The sequence below is a fragment of the Streptomyces sp. NPDC088766 genome, assembly GCF_044750845.1.
GTDB lineage: Bacteria > Actinomycetota > Actinomycetes > Streptomycetales > Streptomycetaceae > Streptomyces.
This window is the reverse complement of record NZ_JBIVKQ010000008.1, coordinates 176,163-195,675: the sequence shown is the minus strand read 5'-3', so window position 1 is coordinate 195,675 and position 19,513 is coordinate 176,163. Positions and strand designations below refer to the sequence as shown.

Here is a 19,513-nt window from a genome sequence, read left to right as displayed (position 1 = left end):
AGCGTGCGCCCCAAAGGGCACTGCGGGGATGCGCCCGGCTCAGGCGGGGTGCGCCCGGCTCAGGCGGGGCTGTTCCCGCCGACCCGCCTGAGCCGCAGGGTCCGGCGTTCTTCCGGGGTCATCCCGCCCCACATCCCGTCGGACTCTCCGTTGCGCAGCGCCCAGGCGCCGCAGGCACTGACCACGGGGCACCGGTTGCACACCGAGCGGGCCTGCTCGATCTGCCGCCGCCACGGGCCGTCCTCACGGATGGGAAAGAAGAGTTCGGGGTCTTCGCAGCGGCAGGCCGCCGAGTCACGCCAGTTCATACGCCTTCCGCCGTCCCGGCCGTCGCACGACGGATGCCGCCGTGGAGCACGGAACGGGCATCGTCGCGGGATGAAGACAACATGGGATCCTCCGCCGTTCGCCCGGCCGCCCGTTTTCGGGCAGTCCTGTCCCCGGCGCCCGGAGCGCCGCGGGACCCGGCAGGGGTAGACAGGAATATAGGCTTTTCGGTTCTTTTCGGCCACCCTCGTCACTCGTCACTCTCAGTGCCCCGGTCGTCCGGGTCACCGGCGGCGGCGCCCCGGAGCCCGTGCCCGTGCCCGCGAGGAGCTCGCCGAGCGACGATCGCCGGTGACGAGTCGTCGGCGATCAGACGAAGGCGCTCTGCCCGGTGATCGCCTTTCCCACGATCAACGTGTTCATCTCCCTGGTGCCCTCGAAGGAGTAGATGGCCTCCGCGTCCGCGAAGAAGCGCGCGACATCGTACTCCAGGACGATGCCGTTTCCCCCGAACATCTCCCGGGCCCAGGCCACCACCTCCCGCATCCGGGCGGTGACGTGCGCCTTCGCCAGGGACGAGTGCTCGTCGCGGAACACCCCCGCGTCCTGGAGCCGGGCCAGCTGGAGCAGCATGCCCCAGCTCGAGGTGATGTTGCCGAGGCTCTTGACCAGGAGGTCCTGCACCAGCTGGAAACCCGCGAGCGGACGACCGAACTGCTGCCGCTCGGAGGCATAGCGCAGGGCGAGTTCATAGGCGCCGATCATGACTCCGAGGGCCTGCCAGGCGACGCCGCTGCGCGTGGCGCGCAGGGTCTCGGCGACGTCGCGGAAGGAGGACGCGTTCTGCAGCCGGTCGGACTCCGGGACGCGGACGTCCTCGAGGGTGATGTCGGCGTTCTCGACGATGCGCAGCGACGTCTTGCGGGCGATCTTCTCGATCCTGAGTCCAGGCGTGCCGCCGTCGACGACGAATCCCTTGACCTGGTCGTCGTCGACGTCGCGGGCCCAGACGACGATGTGGTCGGCGAAGGTGGCGTTGCCGATCCAGCGTTTGGCGCCGTCGAGCACCCAGCTGTCGCCCTCCCGCCGGGCGGTGGTGTGCATGCCGGCCGCGATGTCGGAGCCGTCGAGCGGTTCCGTGAGCGCGAACGCCCCGACGGTGTCCATCCTCGCCATGCCGGGCAGCCAGCGGTCGCGCTGAGCCTGGTCGCCCCCGGCGTGGATGGCGTGCATGGCGAGCCCGTTGTGGACTCCGAAGAAGGTGGCGACCGAGGCGTCGACCCGGCTCATCTCCATCGCCATCATCCCGGTCAGCAGATGGCTGGCGGCGGGGCGGTGATCGCCGTAACCCTCGTAGGGCAGGCCGACCAGCCCGCTCTCACGGAAACGGGCGATCAGCTCCCTGGGGAAGGAGCCGTCGGCCCACTGGTCGGCCACCAGCGGCTGGACCTCGTCGCGCATGAACGCCCTGGTCCTGAGGAGGACTTCGCGTTCGTCCTCGGTCAGGGCGGTCTCGAAGTCGTAGAAGTCGGCGGCGTTGTGCTGTTGCGTGAGTGAAGTCATGGGGCCCTTCTTCCACGCCCGCGCCGGGCAATGCACGCCGCGGCCGGGTGTCCGCGGGCGGCCGCGGCGTTCTCGGCACGGGAGACGCAATGGGGCCGGCGGTGCATCCACGAGCGCCCTTTCCGGCGAAGAGCGTGCAGGTCCCCCGAGGTGGCGGGATCCCGAAGCAACCGAGACGAGGCAGGTGTCCCTTGACGTCCCCCGTGTCCTCGCCGTCCGGCCCCGGCGGTCCGGAGCGCGCGGCGCCGTGCCGCGCGACCGTGCGGAACCTGTGATGGACCTCGATGCGCGGGGTGCCGCGGAGACGTCCGACGCCGGAATCACCACCGGTTGCCTGGCGCGCAGGCTCGGGGTCTCCCCCACCACCTTGCGCAGCTGGGATCGGCGGTACGGCCTCGGGCCGGCCGTGCGCGACGAGGGCAAGCATCGCCGCTGGACGCCGGAGGACGTCGCCACGGTCCAGGAGATGTGCCGTCTGACCGCGAGTGGCGTCCCTCCGGCGGAGGCCGCGCGGATCGCGAGACAGCGCCCGTCCACCGGAGCGGCGCTCCCGGCCGCCCTGCACGCGACGCCCGCGGCAGACCGCCGGGAGGAGACGGGGCATCCGGTCGCCGTACCGTCCCCTCCTCCGGCGCGCCACGGGAGCGGGGCGTCTTCCGAGCATCCGCGGCAGGCCTGCGTGGGACTCGCGCGCGCCGCGGTGCGCCTGGACGCCGTAGCCGTCCAGGAGCGGCTCACCCACGCCGTCAGCACCTACGGGCTGATCGGCGCCTGGGAGAAGATCATGGTCCCCTCGCTCCGGGCGGTCGGCCGCAGGTGGGAATCCTCGGGCGACCGCTACATCGAGGTGGAGCACCTGCTGTCCTGGCACATCTCCGCCACGCTGCGCCACGTCTACGTCACCTCGACCCTGCGGCACGCGCCGCACGCCGCGCCCCCCGTGCTGCTCGCCTGCCTGCCCGGCGAGCAGCACACGCTGCCGATCGAGGCGCTCAGCGCGGCGCTGGCCGAACTGGGTGTTCCCGCCCTGGTGCTGGGCGCCGCCGTCCCCACCGAAACGGTCGTGGCCGCGGTCCAGCGCGTCGGGCCCGCGGCGGTGGCCCTCTGGTCGCAGTCGCGGGCCACAGCGAGTCTTCCGCTGGCCCGCCACATCGCGGCGACGCGCTGGGGGGTGCGCGGCGCCCGCACGCAGAGCCTGGTCATGCTCTGCGGACCCGGCTGGAGCAGGCCGACGGAGCCCGGTCTGACGCGTCCGGCCGGGCTGGGCGCGGCGGTCCAGATGCTCAGCTCGGCAGGGTCCGCCTGAGGAGCACGGCCTTCGGCCGGACGGCACGGTTCGTGACGTCCGCCGCGGCGGCCGGGCGCCGCGCCCCGTAACGTACGTTCGTACGCTTCGAGTGTACGATCGTACGCATGACGACGGACCACTACTTCCCGGACGACCCCCGTACCAACCTGGAGCGCATGCTCGCGGGCGATCTCTACATCGCCGACGACCCGGAGATCGCGCGCCGCCAGCAGCAGGCCGTCCGCCTGGCCGCCCGCTACCAGGCCGCCTACGCCGAGGACGCCGGCGCCGCCCGGCCGCTCCTCGACGAACTCCTGGGCGCGCTGGGCGAGGAGGCGCACGTGCGGCCGCCGCTCCACGTCGACTACGGCAGCAACATCACGATCGGCGCGCGCACCTTCGTCAACCACAACCTGACCGCGCTGGACGTCGCGGCCATCACCATCGGCCAGGACTGCCAGATCGGCCCCAACGTCCAACTGCTCACCCCCACGCACCCCCTGGAGCCGCAGCCGCGGCGGGACAAGCTGGAGGCGGCGAAGCCGATCACCATCGGCGACAACGTCTGGCTCGGCGGTGGCGTGATCGTCCTGCCCGGTGTGACCATCGGCGACAACTCCGTCGTCGGCGCGGGCGCCGTCGTCACCAAGGACCTGCCCGCGAACGTCGTGGCGGTCGGCAATCCGGCCCGGCCGGTGCGGAGCCTGTGAGCCCGCCGCCATGGCCACCGGACACACCGACCCCCGGCGCCGCGCGCGCATCCTCACCGCCACCCTCGACCTCATCGCCGACGAGGGGGTCGCGGGCGTCTCCCACCGCAAGATCGCCGCACGTGCCGGCGTGCCCCTGGGGTCGATGACGTATCACTTCAGCGGCATGGACGAGCTGCTCCGCGAGGCGTTCCGGCACTTCTCGGGCCACATCGTGGCGCTGTTCGACGCGTATCTGGCGCCCCCGGCCGACCGCGACCAGGCCAGGGCGGCAGTGACCGACCTCATCCACGCGCTGTCCGAGGGGAGCCCGCGCGACCTCGTCCTGACGCAGGAGCTCTACACCCTCGCCGCGCGCCGGCCGGCCTACCGGGAACTCACCCAGGAGTGGATGGCAGGCAGCCGCACCCACCTGGAGAAGCACTTCGACGCCGACACGGCCCGCCAGCTGGACGCCCTCATCGAGGGCCTGACCCTGCACCGCGCCCTGGCCCAGCAACCCCACGACCGCGCCCTCACCCTGGACGCCGTCACCCGCATCACCACCGTCGGCCGGGGGGACGGCTAGGGTCCGTGCGGCGGGACCGCACGCTCAGGTCGCCTGACGTGGCCGGAGGTAGACCTCGTCGACGAAGCACCAGGCCCACTCGTCGCCGCCTCCGATGCCCCGTATCAACGGGTGACCGGTGGAGTCGAAGTGAGCGGTGGCATGACCATGGCGCGAACTGTCGCAACAGCCCACGTGGCCGCAGGTGAGGCACACCCGCAGGCCGACCCAGTCGTGTCCGAGGGCCGCGCACCGCAGGCACACGTCGCTCTGCGGTTCGTGCTCCCGCTCGAGCGTTTCGATGTGTGCGCAGCCGCGTCCCTCCGGCCGGCCACCGTCCGGGCGCAGTGTCCACCTCGTCATGTCGTCTCTCCTTCGCCGGCCTCTGCTCGCCGTTCCTCTCTTCGACCGCCGCGGGCCCGCCGGATGCGACTCGTGCCGGAAACGCTCCGGCAGACAGGTGCGCGGGCGGCGTTCGGCCCCGGGTGCAGCGGCTGCCGGTCGGGGGCGCGGACCGGCACCGACTCCGGGGCCCGCCGGACTATCGTTGCGGTCATGGTTTCCCCACCGTCAGTGCAACCCGCCGTCTTCCAAGCACCCCTGCGCGATCAGTTCGAGGCGTTCCTCGACGAGCACCGATCGGCGCTGCACGACAGCCTGAACGGACTGACCGAGGAGCAGGCGCGCAGGTCGCTGGTCCCGTCCAAGACCACCCTGCTGGGCCTGGTCAAGCATGCCGCGTTCGTCGAGAAGGTCTGGTTCGACGAGGCCATCACCTGCCGGTCACGTACCGAGATCGGCATTCCCGCCTCTCCCGACGAGTCGTTCGATGTCCACGACGACGACACGATCGCCTCGGTCCAGCGCGCCCACCGGCAGGCTTGTGCGGCGTCCCGCCGAGCGACGGCGGATCTGGCCCTGGACGACCTCCTGCGGGGCAACCGCCGCGGCCCGCTGCCGCTGCGCTGGGTCTACCTGCACACGCTGCGCGAACTGGCCCAGCACTGCGGCCACGCGGACATCCTGCGCGAACAGATCCTCGCCGGTACGACGCGCCCCCTCTGAGGCCGGGACCGTCCTTGCGGCACCCGCGGCCGGGCGCGCGGTGCCGCGGGGGACCGCCGCATCGCGCGCGGGCCGGGTCGCGTCGGCGTCCGGGCATCCGCGACAGGCGCCCGCCGACCCGGCCGGGGAACGTCCCGGCGGGTTGCCGCGTTGTCACTGGGCCGACGACATCGCCGACCCTGGGAGTACCGTGCCCGAGACCTCGCAGACCGCCTCCACCGCCCTGCCCGCGCTCCCGTCCCCGAGCGCACAGGCCGAGCGCCTGATCGAACTGGGGATGCACGAGATCGCGGGGCTGTCCACGGCCGACCTGCGGTCGTTCGCCGAGTCCGCCGAGTCCGCCGAGGATTCCCGGGGCGGTGAAGGCGTCCTGCTCGCCGTTCACCCGGACCGGGCGCCCGTCTCCGCCCTGGCACCCCTGCTCCGCCTCGACGGCAAGCCGGGCTTCGTCGTCACCGACATGCCCGACGTCGACCTCTTCGCGCCGCTCGACGGCATCGCGCTGCCCGACTCCCCGCTCTACCTCCTCCGGGGCATCGACCGGGGCGACCGCATGGCCAACTGGAGCCCGGACGAGGCTCTGCCCGCCCTCGCGAGAGAGGGCCGCACCCCGTTGCTGCTCACCGAGGGCATCCACTGGGTGATGCAGCTGCCCGCCGTGCTGGAACGCAACCGCTGCTTCATGACCATCGGTTCCCGGCTGCGCAAGGCCAACGGCGCGCTGGATTCCCGTACTCCGGCGATCTGGATCAGCAACGGCACCGGGCGGGACGGCCGCGAGCGCCGCAACGCGCCGAAGGTCGGCTGGTGTTGGGCAGGCAACCGGCACACCTGGCTGGGTTTCGCGTCCGCGACGGGCCGCTGGGGCCGCGAGATGTGACGCGCCGTCATCGTGCGGAGGGGCGGCCGCCGAGCGTCGCGACGACGGCGGACATCGGCCGACCCGCCCCCCCATCGGGCGGCCCGCCGCCGCACACGCCTCACTGCCGGTGCGGACCGGCGCACAGCGGCCGCCAACGGTCCGCCGGCGCGGCCGAGAGGATCCGGCACGGCTCCACGGTGAACGTCCGTCGCCCCGAGGGGAGTTCGGCCGCGGCGGTCCCGAAGCCGCCGCCGTCGCCTTCGGCTCCCGCGCCGGCAGCCGCCCTTTCGCCGGGAGCGGTTCTTCCTCCACGGCCCGCGTCAGGGCCGCCGAGGCCGTGATCCGGCCGTCAGAGACCACCGCCGTCGGCGAGGACGGTGCGGGCGATGCGGTCGGCGTGGGTGTGGACAGCCCCCGCGAGGTCCAGCGTGCCGCCCGAGATCACCCACTGGAGCTGGAGGCCGTCACTGACGGCGATGCACTCCCGGGCCACCGCCCGGCAGTCGGTGCCCTCGCGCAGCGTCCCGTTGCCCATGGCGGCGCCCAGTTGGCGGGCCAGTGCGTCGACGGCGCGCTCGTAGCGCTCGGCGAAGAGGGCGTGGGCGGCACTGGCCGGATCGGCGGCCTCCGCCGAGGTGAGAACGAACAGCTCGATGAGGCCGGGCTCGGCCAGGTGGCGTTCGGTCGCCGCCACCATGGCCCGCAGGACGTCCCGGCCGCCCACGTCACCGGGCAGACGCGACCACCATTCCGCCTCGGTGGCGAAGCGGTGCTCCATGACGGCCAGGAGCAGGTGCTTCTTGCTGCGGAAGTGGTGGAGCAGGCCGCCCTCTGTGATGCCGACGTCCTCCGCGATGCGGGTCAGCGCGGTGCGGTGGTACCCCTCCTGCGCGAACCGCCGTGCGGCCGCCTCCACGATCTTCTGCCGCCGGGCTACGCCTACCGAGTAGCTGCCGCGTGGGCCTCGGGTGCTGCTGGTCATGCCGTTCACCGTAGTCATCACGCGGCGGATGGACACCTGCGGGGCACCGACGGCAGCCCGGTGTGACGTGGAACACATTCCCAAAACCTAGCGCACTCGGTTTTTGATTCGCATCATCGGTCGGAAACCTCGGCGTAACGACGCGCCGACCTCTCCTCGGAGCGACCATGAACACTTCACCCGACCCGGCACCGCTGCCCGCGGCGCCGGTTTCGACCGGTGACACCGACGCGACCGGCCCCACACGGTTCGCCTCCGAAACCTCTCGCTGGACCGGCGCGGAACTGCGCCGGCTGGCCGCCCTGGTGTGGCCCGGCCAGTTGCTCGTCGTGGCCGGCATCATCGCCGCCAACGCCCAGCCGCAGATCGCCCAGCACTTCCACACCACACAGATCGCCTGGTTCAGCCTGTCGTTCACACTGGCGACGATCGTGGCCACCCCGTTCGCGGTGCGCCTGGGCGACGTGCACGGCAAGCGGCGCGTCATGCTCGTCCTGGCCGCCCTCGGGCTCATCGGCGACGTCGTCACCGTCGTGGCGCCGAACTATCCGGTGATGGTCCTGGGCCGGGTGATCGGGGGTCTGTACGGTCCGGTCGCGGTCCTCGTCCTGGCCGCGGTCCGTGATCTGTTCCCGCCCCGCAAGGTCGCCATGGCCCTCGGGACGGTCGCCGGTTCGGTCGGCGTGCTCAGCCTGCTCGCCCCGCTGCTGTCGGGCTGGCTGCTGGACGCCTTCGGCTGGCGCGGTGCCCTGTGGTTCCTGGTGGCCTCGACCGTCGTCGCCATCGCCACCCTGCTCGCCGTCCCCGAAACCCCCCTGCGGACCGCGGCCGGTCCGCTGGACCGGGCGGGCGCCCTCCTGCTCGGCGGCGGCCTCTCCCTGGTGATCATCGGGATAGGCCAGGGCCGCGACTGGGGCTGGAGCTCTGCGGGGGTCCTCCTCACCCTGGCCGGCGGGGTGGCCGCGCTGGCCGCCTTCGTCGTCGTCGAACTGCGCGTCGCCGCACCGATCATGGACCTGCGCATGCTGGGGCGCCGCTCCCTGGCCACAGTCCTGCTGGGTTCCTCCGTGCCGCAGGCCGCCTTCTTCGCCTCCCAGGTGATCCTGATCTTCCTCGCCCTCTTCCCGCCCATCCCGCACGTGTCCGACGGTCTGGGCTGGTCCACCACCCGCATCGCCGTCATCGGCATCCCCGCAGGGCTCGTCACCTTCGCCGCCGGTATCGGCGTCGGCCGGGCGGTACGGACCGTCAGCCCCCGCGCCGTCTGGTACGCCGGCCTCGGCATCCTCACCTGCGGGCTGGTCCTGGCCGCCTTCCACCACGGCGACGCGACGCAGATCATCGCCACCGGCATCGTCATGGGACTGGGCGGCGGCATCCTGATGGCCGGGCAGCAGACCATGATCGTGTCGGTGGTCTCCGCGGAGGAGCAGGCCGCCGCCAACGGCATGTCCTCCCTGCTCACCCAGGTCTTCCTGGCACTGACCAACCAGATGCTCTACGCGGTCCTGGCGGCGGACTCCACCGTGCTGGACGGCACCGCCTTCTACCACGACCGTGCCTTCACCCACGCCTACCTGGCGATGGCCGCGGTCGTCGCCGTCGGACTGCTCATCTCCCTCGCCATCCCGAGACTGGCCCGTCCCGCGGACGTCGCGGCCCGCGACCTCGATCCGGCACCCCCCGGATCCGAGGCGCTCCGGTCCGCCTGACCGCACCTCCCGCTCACCGCCGACCCCCTCCCCGAGAGGACCCTCCTTGTTCAGCACCACACCCACCCACCTGCGGGTCGAACACCTCGACAGGCCACTGGGCATCCACGTTCGGTGTCCGCGCCTGTCCTGGAGACTCCCGCACGGATCGCGTACGCAGACCGCGTACCGGATCGAGGCCGGGGACTGGGATTCGGGGAGGGTGGACTCGACGGTCAACACCTACGTCCGGTACGCCGGCCCCACGCCGGGGTCGGCCGCCCGGATCCCCTGGCGGGTCAAGGTCTGGACGGACCTCGGCGAGAGCGACTGGTCGCAGGCCTCCTGGTGGGAGACCGGCCTCCTGGAGCCGCACGCGTGGCAGGCCCGGTGGATCGAGCCGGCCGAGCCGGAACCCGCCGCGGCCGGCCTCCGCCCCGCCCACCTGCTGCGCCACGCCTTCACCCTCGGCAAGCCCGTCCGCGAGGCCCGCCTGCACGCCACCGCCCACGGGATCTACGAGGCGTTCCTCAACGGCCACCGGGTCGGGGACGCCGAACTCACCCCCGGCTTCACCGCCTACCGCTCCCGCCTCCAGGTGCAGACCTACGACGTCACCGGCCTGCTGGTCCAGGGCGACAACGCGCTCGGCGCCGTACTCTCCGACGGCTGGTTCCGCGGCCGCCACGGCTTCGCCCGCGAGGCCGACGGCTTCGGCACCCGCACCGCCCTCCTCGTCCAGCTGACCGTCGGGCATCCCGACGGCACCACCACCGTGCTGGGCACCGGCCCCGGCTGGCGCAGCACCGCCGGTCCCGTCAGCGCAGCCGACCTCATGGACGGCCAGGAGAGCGACCTGCGCGTCCACGACCCGCGCTGGGCGACGGCCGGCTTCGACGACCGCCCGTGGCACCCGGCGGCCGTCGCCCACGGCGGCCTCTACGACGACTTCACCCGCCTGACCGGCCCCCTCGCCCCACCCGTCCGCCAGGTCGAGGACGTGCGACCGGTCGCGGTGACCCGGCGGGGGCCGGGACGGCACGTGGTGGACCTGGGGCAGAACATCAACGGCCGGCTGCGGCTGACGAACCTCGGCCCGGCCGGCACCCGGCTCCGCCTGGTGCACGGCGAGGCCCTGGACGAGCACGGCGACGTCACCACCGACAACATCCGCGCCTTCGACTGGACCACTCGCCGGCCGCTGCCCGCCGGCCAGATCGACACCGTCACCTCCGCGGGCCGGCCCGGCGAGGTGTTCGAACCCCGCCACACCACCCACGGGTTCCGCTACGTCCGTGTCGAGGGCCACCCCGGCCCCCTGACCGCCGACGACGTCACCGGCGTCGTCGTGCACAGCGACCTGACCCGCACCGGCTGGTTCACCTGCAGCGACGAACGTCTCAACCGCCTCCACGAGGCGGCGGTGTGGAGCATGCGCGGCAACATCTGCGACGTGCCCACCGACTGCCCCCAGCGGGAGCGCGCCGCCTGGACCGGCGACTGGCAGGTGTTCGTCCCCACCGCCGCCTTCCTCTACGACGTCGCCGGCTTCACCGCCAAGTGGCTCGCCGACCTGGCCGCCGACCAGTGGGCCGACGGCACCGTCCCCAACTTCGTCCCCGACCCCGCCGACGAGGCCACCCGCCGCGGCTCGCCCGAGGGCGGCATGAACGGCTCGGCCGGCTGGGGCGACGCGGCCGTCATCGTCCCCTGGGAGATCTGGCGCGCCTACGGCGACCTGGACCTGCTGCACACCCAGTACCCCTCGATGTGCGCCTGGGTGGACTTCGCCGCCCGCCAGGCCCGCACCCGCCGCCACCCGGACCGCGCGGCCTCCCGCCCCCGCGCCGCCGCGCACGAGGAGTTCCTGTGGGACACCGGCTTCCACTTCGGCGAGTGGCTGGAGCCCGGCGTCGCCCCTGACCTCGACCCCACCCGGGACCGCGGTGACGTGGCCACCGCCTACCTGCACCGCTCGGCCGACCTGCTCGCCCGTACCGCGGCCCTGCTGGGCCACCGGGACGACGAGACCCGCTACCGGCGCGTCGCCGACGGCGCCCGTACCGCCTGGCGGGCCGAGTACCTCGTCGCCGACGCCTCCCCCGGTGAACCCGTCACCGCCCCCGACACCCAGGCCACCCTGGTGCGCGCCCTGGCCTTCGGGCTCGTCCCCGAAGCCGTGCGCGCCCGCGCCGCGGACCGGCTCGCCACCCTGGTCCGCTCCGCGGACACCCACCTGACCACAGGTTTCCTGAGCACCGGCCTGCTCCTGCCGGTCCTGGCCGACCACGGTCACCTCGACCTCGCCCACGAGCTCCTGCGGCAGCCCACCCCGCCGTCCTGGCTCGCCATGATCGAGCGCGGCGCGACGACCGTCTGGGAGGACTGGGACGGCGTCGACGAACGGGGCCGCCCCAAGATGTCGTACAACCACTACAGCAAAGGGGCCGTCGTCTCCTTCCTCCACCGGTACGTCGCCGGCATCCGTCCGCACCCGGTCCCGGACCCGGCCGCTGCCGGACACCGGCGCTTCGTCATCGCGCCCCGGCCCGGCGGCGGCCTCACGTGGACCTCGGCCCGCCACGACTGCCTGCACGGGCCCCTCACCTGCCGATGGCGGCAGCACGGTGAGGAGTTCACCGTGACCGTGACCGTTCCGCCCGGTACGACGGCCGAGGTCCGGCTCCCCGGAAGCGAGCCCACCATCGCTCACCCCGGCACCCACACGTACACCGTCACCTGCCCACGCGGTTGAGGCAGACGCACGGTGCGGCGGCGCATGGCGGTCACGTACTGACACGCCATCAGTATTTGTTCAGAGCAAGCCCGTTGAGGGTATCCGCGGAAGCCCGGACCTGACCGCTGTGAGACGGGGAAGGCGACCCGGCATGGACGCGGTGGCGATGACGACGACGTACGCGCGGCGCCTGGCCGTGGTGCCGACGGCCCTTCCCCTCGTCGCGGGGTGCGGCGGCACGGGCGGCGCCGCCGTCACGGCTCGCGGGTTCCGGCGGGCGGGGCGACGGGCGGGGCGACGGGCCGCGGCAGGGCGGCGAGGACGGCACGGTGCACGGCCCGTGCGAGGCGTGCACCCCACAGCGACCGCGGTCCCGCGAAGGCGTGCACGTCCTCGCCCGGCCGAGGCACGCGGGCGGCGACGCAGACGGCGTCGGTGGGCGTGCCGGAACAGTCGAGACCGGCCTCGACGAGGGCCTGCACCTTGGCCTCGGTGGCGGTGGCGACGGCGTTGACCAGCGCGGCGTCGCTCAGGGCCGCAGGAATCGTCGCGAGGACGTTGATCGTGCCGGGCTCGAAGGGGCCGTTCGTGCCCTCCGGGTCGGCGGACGCGGCGGCCCACCCGCGCACCTCGATGCCGGCGGTGACCACGGCATCGACGCCACCGTCACCGGCGTGGGCGTGGTCCGCGACGTCGGCCGCCGTCATCAGGCCCACGCCCTCGCCGGTCAGACCGGCGGCGGTGGCGACCTCCTCCAGGTGCTCGGCCGGGTCGAGGCGCCGGTAGCCGTGGCAGACCTGGGCGTTGAGGACCCAGAGCCGCTCCCCCACTCCCCCGCCGAGGACGGCGCTGCTGACCATCCGCCATCCCGGGCCCGCCCGCCACACCAGCGCCGACAGTTCCTCCCCGTCCTCGAAGCGGCTCAGGCGCTCCACGGTCAGCCGCCGCGCGGTCGGGGTCGGCGGCAGGACGGCGCGCTGCACAGGGGGCTCCTCGCACGGGCGGGTATGACCTGCACATGCTACGAACCGGCCCCGTCACGCGGAGGGCCGGTACCGCGCTCCCCGGCGGGGCCCCTCCACGAAGGGGAGCAGGCCCGGTGCTCGCCCCGCAGGGATGCGGTCGCAGCCTCGGCCACGTCGGCCCGGGGTCCGGCCGCGCATTCCCGGAGGAACTCCCCGACCCGGGGTCCCGGCCATCCCGCCGCGGCGGCCGCGGCCCAGAACCGGAGGCCGTCGTGGGGTTCCAGGGGACCGAGGAGGTCGAGAACGTGGTCGACCGTGGCCGTGTCCGGGGAGAGGCGTTGCAGGGCGACGGCGCGCAGGGGTGATCACGGTGTGCTCCGCAGTTCCGCGATCACCGCGCGGATGTCGGGGCGCGGCCCGCGGTTGTACGGCAGCTTGGACAGCAGGACTCCCATGGCGCAGGAGTTGCTGAGGGCCGCGTAGGTGAGGCCGGCGCCGACCGCGGTGCCGATCAGGTGCGCGCCGGGCACGAAGACCCCGACGAGGCCGGTGGTCAGGACGATCGAGCCTGCGACGAGCCGGACCTGGCGCTCCATGTCCCACCGCTCGGGGCCCCGGTTGACGGGCGCGCCGGCCGTCTCCCAGGCGACGATGCCGCCCTCCAGGACGCGGAGGTTGGGCAGGCCGGCGTCGGCCAGGGCCTTCTCGGCCTCGGCGGCGCGGGCCCCGGAGCGGCAGACGAGCACGACGTCCTCGTCGAGGTGGGCCAGGAGTTCGGCCCGGTGCTCACGCAGGGTGCCCAGGGGCACGTTGTACGAGCCGGGGATGTGGGCCGTACGGAACTCGCCGGGGGTGCGCACGTCGAGCAGGCGCGGCGCCCGTCCTTCCTGGACGAGCCGGTGCAGCACGGCGGGGGTGAGGGTGGCGGCGGGTGCGGGGGTGGTGCTCATGGGTTTCCGTTCCGGTCGGCCCCGCATACCGAGGGGGGTGTGCGGGCGAGTGGGAGGGGCCCTGTCAGCGGTGGGGCCCCGGGGGGCGTGGGTGGGCTGTGGCGGTCAGGCGCCGGCGGGTGCGGCGGCTTCGGCCGGCTCCGCCGACAGGGCCCAGGCGGCGTATCCGCCGAGGATGTCGGAGACGTCCTGGAAACCGCGGTGGCGCAGCAGGCTCGCCGCGATCGAGGAGCGGTGGCCGCCCGCGCAGTGCAGGACCAGGGGACGGTCTGCGGGCAGTTCGTCCGCCCGGCGGGGCAGTTCGCTGAGCGGGACGTGCAGGGCGGACTCGATGAAGCCGTTCGCCTCGCGTTCGCCGCAGGTGCGGAGGTCCACGACGAGCGGAGGGGTGTCGCCGGCGAGGGCCGTGCGCAGGTGCGCGGCGGTCACGCGGCTGGCGGGAACGACCTCGTCGGCCAGCGCCTCCAACCCGTCCTCGGGGTTGCGCAGGTAGCCCGCGGCGCGGTCGAAGCCGATCCGGGCGAGGCGCGTGACGACCTCCTCCTCCCGGTTCTGCGGCGCCATGACGACCAGTTCGTCGGTCGGGTCGAGAACGGTGCCCGCCTGTTCGGCGAACCGCCCGTCCGCGGGCACGTTCACCGCGCCGCGCAGGTGTCCGGCGGCGAACTCCTGCGGGTCGCGGGCGTCCACCACGACCGCGCCGGCGGCCCGCAGGCCGGTGAACTCGGCGAGGGACAGCGGCCGCGGGGCCGCCGAGGCGTCGTAGCGGACGCGGTCCTTGCGGTTGAGTTCGGCGTCGTAGGCGAAGTAGCCGGGTGCCGCGGGCTGGCCGGCGGTGACGAGCGCGACGAACTCCTCGCGGCCCATCGGCGCGCACGCGTAGTTGGTGGCGCGCTGCTCCCCGATGGTCGACTGCTTCTCGGTCGAGAGGTTCTTGCCGCAGGCGGAGCCGGCACCGTGCGCGGGGAAGACCCGCACCTCGTCGGCGAGGCCCATGAGCTTGTTCTGGACGCTGTCGTGGAGCATCGCGCCGAGCTCCTCGGCGGTGACGCCGGCCGAGGCGAGGAGGTCGGGGCGTCCGACGTCGCCGATGAACAGGGCGTCGCCGGTGAGGACGCCGTACGGGACGCTGTCGTCGGCGTGTTCGTACACCACGACGCTGATGGACTCGGGGGTGTGCCCGGGCGTCTCCATGATCTCCAGGACGACGTCACCGAGAAGGATGCGCTCGCCCTCGGCCAGCTTGCGGATCTGGTACTCGGTCTCGGCCCGTCGGCCGTAGCCGATCCAGGCGCCGGTCTCGTCCGCCATCTCCAGGTGGCCGGCGACGAAGTCGGCGTGGAAGTGCGTGTTGATCACGCCGATCACCGTGAAGCCGTGCGCGGCGGCGTCGGCCAGGTACTCGGAGACGTCCCTGCGCGGGTCGACGACCACCGCCCGGCCCGTGCGCTCGTCGGCGATCATGTACGACGCCTGGGAGAGGCAGTCGAGGTAGTACTGGGCGAAGAACACGGCAATCCCTTCCTGAGGAACGCGCACCGCAGGGGTGCGCGGGTGGGGCGACGCGGGCTGTCGCACGCCCGGCGTGACGGGTACGGGTTCCTGCGGTGCCGCCCGACCCGACTACATACCCCCTGGGGTATTTACGTACTCGACAGTAGGCCGACGCCCACGTCGCTGTCAAATACCCCCAGGGGTATTCCGCATCACAGGCGAGACGCGCCCTCCGGCCCATGATTAAAATACCCGTGGGGGTATATTGAAGTGCGGATGCAGCCCGCCTTCCGCCCAGCGCCCGCACCCCTGCCCTCGCCTCTCCACGGCACGGAGGACCCCGTACGTGAAAGCCACGCCCACAGCCGCCGTGCCGACGGCCACCGCACCGACCGGCACCGCGCCGACCGATGCCTGCGGGCGCCCGGTCCGCCTCGGGCTGCGAGAGAACTGGCCTCAGTTCTCACTGCTCGTCGTCGTCAACATCGCCGTCGGCGGCCTCGTGGGCCTGGAACGCACCACGGTGCCGCTCATCGGCACCGACACCTCGGCATGGCCGCACGGTGTGCCGGGTCGTCCCGGGCGTCGCCGCCGTGGCGCGGCACCATACCCCCGGCGGGCGTGCGCAACGCGCCGTGCGGGTGCGGCTCGTCGCCCCGTCCGCGGGGCGGTGACGGCGGGCACGGAGAACCGGGCCGGGTACCCGGCGGCTCCGGTCGGGTGCCCGTGGACGAGTGGCCGTGGCGGGCGCGGGGCACGGAATCACTGCTTCCGGAAGGACGTGATCCTCAGAGGAAGTTGAGAGATTCCTGTGCGAGGCTGACGCGCCCCCTCGGCCGGTACGCGCAGACGCGCCCGCGCCGACTCCTCGTCGTCGCCCCATGGAGGAACACCCGATGAGCCTGAGCCTCTCCCTCGTGAACGGCCTGCCGGCACACGTCCTGATCGTGCACTTCGTCATCGTGCTGGTCCCCCTGAGCGCCCTGGCCGTCGTGGTCGGCGCGATATGGCCGAGTGCCGCTCGGCGCATGGGGATCGTGCTGCCGGCGCTGGCCCTGGTGACGCTGGCGAGCGTGCCCGTCGCCGCGGAGGCCGGCGAGTGGCTGGAGGAGCACGTCGACAGCAACCCCCTGGTACGCAGGCACGCCGAACTCGGTGACGGACTGCTCCCCTGGGCCGCGGGCCTGTTCCTGCTGGCGACGGCGATCTGGTGGACGAACCGCAGGTCGGCCGCCGCGCAGACCGCTTCCTCCGGGGGCCGGACCCGCTCCGTCTCGCCCCGGTCCGCGCTGGTCGTCCGGGTGGTGGCGGCGGTGCTGTGCGTCGGGGTGGCCGCGGGCGCCGTGGTGGATGTGTACCGGGTCGGCGACTCGGGGGCGAAGGCGGCCTGGCAGGACGGCTTCTCCCGGACCGCCACGGGCGACCGCGGCGACAACGACTGACACCACCGGTTCCCGGCCCGGAGCGCTCCGCCCGCGCTCCGCCCGCGCTCCGCCCGCGATCCAGGCCGCGGTGCGCCGCGAGCGCTCCGGCCGACGGACCGGACGCCCGCTCCTCCCCTCCGCTCCCCTCCGCTCCCCTCCGCTCCCCTCCGCTCCCCTCCGCTCCCTTCCCCCGCCGATGCCCCGCCGAAGTTACCCGTGCGTTCCGCACGTCGGATTGATGACAGCGGCAACTGTGCGGACTCCCGCGCCGCGTGACAGCGTCTTGCCCGTCAGCGATCGGTGGGAGGGAGAAGGCGTGAACAAGGGCTACGCCGTGTACTGCGACGCGGACCCGTACTTCTACGACGCTCCGTACCGCACGGTTCCCCGTACCGGCTCCGGACGTTCCCGGTACGCCGCGGCCTCGTCGCCCGTCCCGGCGGGATGGCAGCGCAACGAGAGCGGGGACTGGCTCGCCCTGCGCCCGGTGGACGCGGACCTGCCCGACCAGGGCTGGAAGATCCACGTCTCCGCCTGCCTCGACAACGCCGAGTCCGTGCTGGAACGCGTGTGGCGGCACTGCGTCGCCGGCGGCACGGCCTTCAAGTTCGTCCCCAGCCGCCATCTGCTGCACCTGCGCAACGCCAAGTACGCCGACCGGGCCGGCAGCGGCAAGTTCATCACCGTGTACCCGGCGGACGAGGCACGGTTCGAACAGCTCGCGGGCGAGCTCTCGGCCCTGCTGGCCGGCGAGGCCGGGCCGCACATCCTCAGTGACCTGCGGCTCGGCGACGGCCCCGTGCACGTCCGCTACGGCGGCTTCACCCGCCGCAACTGCTACGACGCGAACGGCGAGTTGCGGCCCGCCGTGACCGGTCCCGACGGAGCGCTGGTACCCGACCTGCGCGGTCCCGTCTTCCGGGTGCCGGACTGGGTGAGCCCGCCCGCCTTCCTGCACCCGCACCTGGCCGCCCGTTCCGCGGTGACCGTCGCCGACCTCCCCTACACCATCGAGTCGGCACTGCACTTCTCCAACGGCGGCGGTGTCTACCTCGCCCGGGACACCCGCACCGGTGAGCAGGTCGTCCTCAAGGAGGCCCGTCCGCACGCCGGGCTGGCGGCCGACGGCGCCGACGCCGTGACCCGGCTGCACCGCGAACGCCGGGCGCTGGAGAGTCTGTCGGGGCTGGACTGCACACCCGAGGTGCTCGATCACCTCACCGTCGGGGAGCACCACTTCCTCGTGCTGGAGCACATCGACGGCAAGCCGCTCAACACGTTCTTCGCCCGCCGCCATCCGCTCATCGAGGCCGACCCGGACGCGGAGCGGCTGGCCGAGTACACCGCCTGGGCGCTCGACGTACACGCCCGGGTGGAACGGGCCGTCGAAGAGGTGCACGCGCGGGGCGTGGTCTTCAACGACCTGCACCTGTTCAACATCATGCTCCGGGAGGACGGCAGCGTCGCCCTGCTGGACTTCGAGGCGGCGCACCAGGTGGACGAGGCCGGCCGGCAGACCGTCGCGAACCCGGCGTTCGTGGCGCCCTCCGACCGGCGGGGCGTGGCCGTGGACCGGTACGCGCTGGCCTGTCTGCGGCTGGCGCTGTTCCTGCCGCTCACCAGTCTGCTCGTGCTGGACCGGCGCAAGGCGGCGCATCTCGCCGACGTGGTGGCGGACCAGTTCCCGGTGGACCGGGCCTTCCTGGACGCGGCGGTCGAGGAGATCACGGCCGACGCCGTCGGCGCGCCGGCGGTGCGGCCCGAGGCCGGTGCGGTGCGACCCGCCGCCGCGGCTGCGGCCGAGCCGTTCGTACCGGTGCGGCCGGGCGACTGGCCGCGCAGCCGGGAGTCCATGGCCGCGGCGATCCACGCGTCCGCGACGCCGTCCCGCACGGACCGTCTCTTCCCCGGCGACATCGCGCAGTTCGCCACGGCGGGCGGCGGGCTGGCCTTCGGCCACGGCGCGGCGGGGGTGCTGTACGCCCTCGCCGAGAGCGGCGCGCGGCGCAGTGAGGACGGCGAACAGTGGCTGCTGGAGCGGACCAAGCAGCCGCCGTCCGGGATGCCGCTCGGTTTCCACGACGGGCTCGCCGGGATCGCCTGGACGCTGGAGCGCCTCGGCCATCGCGACCGCGCCCTCGACCTCACCGAGCTGCTCCTCGACCAGTCCTTCGACCATCTGACCCCGGACCTGCACAGCGGCACCGCCGGACTGGGCCTCGCCCTGGACTCCCTGGCCGCCGCCACCGGCGAGGCCGCGCTGCACGCGGCGGCCCTGCGCTGCGCCGACCTGACCGCCCGCGGCACACCGGCCGGGAGCTCCGCCCGGCCGCGCGCGGGCCTGCTGCACGGTGCGGCGGGCGGCGCGCTGCTCTTCCTGCGGCTCCACGAACGCACCGGGGACCGCGCGTTGCTCGACCTCGCGCGTGACGCGCTGCGCCGGGACCTGGCGCGTTGCGTCCGGGGCGCGGGCGGCGCGCTGCAGGTCGACGAGGGGTGGCGCACCATGCCGTACCTGGGCGCGGGCAGTGTGGGCATCGGCATGGTGCTCGACGACTACCTGGCGCACCGCGACGACGAGGAGTTCGCGCGGGCGAGGAACGAGATCGTGGCCGCCGCGCAGGCCATGTTCTACGCCCAGCCGGGCCTCTACCGGGGTGTGTCCGGGATGGTGCTGTACCTCGGCCGCACCGCCGCCGCGACCGCCGGCACGACTCCCGGCACCGGGCCCGGGGCTCTGCGGCGCCAGCTCGACGCGCTGGCCTGGCACGCCATGTCCTACCGCGGCCACCTGGCCTTCCCCGGCGAGCAGATGATGCGCCTGTCCATGGACCTCTCCACCGGAACGGCCGGATGCCTGCTGGCCGTCGCCTCCGTCCACGGCGACCGGCCCGCCGCCCTGCCGTTCCTCCCACCGCCGCCGCCCACCGGCCGGCGGCCCCTGACTCGGCCCCACCCGGGGTCGTGA

16 protein-coding genes are annotated in these 19,513 nt (G+C 73.5%); 9 read left to right on the top strand and 7 right to left on the bottom strand.

What is annotated here, in order from left to right; translation table 11 throughout:
- Positions 1-59 precede the first annotated feature (59 nt).
- Positions 60-308: a WhiB family transcriptional regulator gene (locus ACIP5W_RS14070; protein ID WP_401471698.1), complete on the bottom strand. Its 249-nt coding sequence runs from the start codon at positions 306-308 to the stop codon at positions 60-62.
- Between the two features lie 328 nt (positions 309-636).
- Positions 637-1,830, bottom strand: coding sequence for an acyl-CoA dehydrogenase family protein (locus ACIP5W_RS14065; protein ID WP_401471695.1), 1,194 nt, complete (start codon positions 1,828-1,830; stop codon positions 637-639).
- A gap of 274 nt (positions 1,831-2,104) precedes the next feature.
- On the opposite strand from ACIP5W_RS14065, the gene ACIP5W_RS14060 reads away from it, so the two are divergent.
- The 3 genes from ACIP5W_RS14060 (at position 2,105) to ACIP5W_RS14050 (ending at position 4,396) form a co-directional block, all read left to right on the top strand.
- Complete coding sequence (locus ACIP5W_RS14060; protein WP_401471692.1) at positions 2,105-3,136, top strand: MerR family transcriptional regulator; 1,032 nt, start codon at positions 2,105-2,107, stop codon at positions 3,134-3,136.
- Between the two features lie 107 nt (positions 3,137-3,243).
- Entirely contained in the window at positions 3,244-3,828 is a 585-nt protein-coding gene (locus tag ACIP5W_RS14055) for a sugar O-acetyltransferase (RefSeq protein WP_401471689.1), read from the top strand.
- Positions 3,829-3,838: 10 nt separating this feature from the next.
- Complete coding sequence (locus tag ACIP5W_RS14050) at positions 3,839-4,396, top strand: TetR/AcrR family transcriptional regulator (protein WP_401471686.1); 558 nt, start codon at positions 3,839-3,841, stop codon at positions 4,394-4,396.
- A gap of 24 nt (positions 4,397-4,420) precedes the next feature.
- On the opposite strand, the gene ACIP5W_RS14045 is transcribed toward ACIP5W_RS14050, so the two are convergent.
- Positions 4,421-4,738, bottom strand: coding sequence for a UBP-type zinc finger domain-containing protein (locus ACIP5W_RS14045; RefSeq protein WP_401471683.1), 318 nt, complete (start codon positions 4,736-4,738; stop codon positions 4,421-4,423).
- Between the two features lie 192 nt (positions 4,739-4,930).
- On the opposite strand from ACIP5W_RS14045, the gene ACIP5W_RS14040 reads away from it, so the two are divergent.
- Together ACIP5W_RS14040 and ACIP5W_RS14035 are read left to right on the top strand one after the other, a co-directional pair.
- The gene (locus ACIP5W_RS14040; protein ID WP_401471680.1) at positions 4,931-5,440 is read left to right on the top strand and encodes a DinB family protein; all 510 of its coding nucleotides are present in this window, start codon (positions 4,931-4,933) and stop codon (positions 5,438-5,440) included.
- A 190-nt stretch (positions 5,441-5,630) separates the two neighbouring features.
- Positions 5,631-6,320 (top strand): DUF5701 family protein, encoded by a 690-nt coding sequence (locus ACIP5W_RS14035; protein WP_401471677.1) that lies wholly within the window; start codon positions 5,631-5,633, stop codon positions 6,318-6,320.
- Between the two features lie 331 nt (positions 6,321-6,651).
- On the opposite strand, the gene ACIP5W_RS14030 is transcribed toward ACIP5W_RS14035, so the two are convergent.
- Entirely contained in the window at positions 6,652-7,284 is a 633-nt protein-coding gene (locus ACIP5W_RS14030; protein ID WP_401471674.1) for a TetR/AcrR family transcriptional regulator, read from the bottom strand.
- Between the two features lie 167 nt (positions 7,285-7,451).
- Here ACIP5W_RS14030 and ACIP5W_RS14025 point away from each other — a divergent pair, with 167 nt between their 5' ends.
- Positions 7,452-8,996: an MFS transporter gene (locus ACIP5W_RS14025; protein WP_401471671.1), complete on the top strand. Its 1,545-nt coding sequence runs from the start codon at positions 7,452-7,454 to the stop codon at positions 8,994-8,996.
- 46 nt (positions 8,997-9,042) lie between these two features.
- Positions 9,043-11,730, top strand: a complete 2,688-nt coding sequence (locus tag ACIP5W_RS14020) for a family 78 glycoside hydrolase catalytic domain (RefSeq protein WP_401471668.1) — start codon at positions 9,043-9,045, stop codon at positions 11,728-11,730.
- Positions 11,731-11,966: 236 nt separating this feature from the next.
- Here the strand turns inward: ACIP5W_RS14020 and ACIP5W_RS14015 are convergent, their stop codons facing one another.
- The 3 genes from ACIP5W_RS14015 to ACIP5W_RS14005 form a co-directional block, all read right to left on the bottom strand.
- On the bottom strand, positions 11,967-12,695 hold the full coding sequence (locus ACIP5W_RS14015) for an adenosylcobinamide amidohydrolase (RefSeq protein ID WP_401471665.1): 729 nt from the start codon (positions 12,693-12,695) through the stop codon (positions 11,967-11,969).
- Between the two features lie 347 nt (positions 12,696-13,042).
- A complete protein-coding gene (locus ACIP5W_RS14010) occupies positions 13,043-13,627 on the bottom strand; it encodes a rhodanese-like domain-containing protein (protein WP_398097947.1) in 585 nt (194 codons plus the stop codon).
- Between the two features lie 105 nt (positions 13,628-13,732).
- Positions 13,733-15,139 carry a rhodanese-like domain-containing protein gene (locus ACIP5W_RS14005; RefSeq protein ID WP_401471662.1) on the bottom strand — a complete coding sequence of 469 codons (1,407 nt, stop codon included), beginning with the start codon at positions 15,137-15,139 and terminating at the stop codon, positions 13,733-13,735.
- A gap of 878 nt (positions 15,140-16,017) precedes the next feature.
- Between ACIP5W_RS14005 and ACIP5W_RS14000 the strand changes: the two genes are divergently transcribed.
- The gene (locus tag ACIP5W_RS14000) at positions 16,018-16,563 is read left to right on the top strand and encodes a DUF2231 domain-containing protein (RefSeq protein ID WP_401471659.1); all 546 of its coding nucleotides are present in this window, start codon (positions 16,018-16,020) and stop codon (positions 16,561-16,563) included.
- Between the two features lie 298 nt (positions 16,564-16,861).
- On the top strand, positions 16,862-19,513 hold the full coding sequence (lanKC, locus tag ACIP5W_RS13995) for a class III lanthionine synthetase LanKC (protein WP_401471656.1): 2,652 nt from the start codon (positions 16,862-16,864) through the stop codon (positions 19,511-19,513).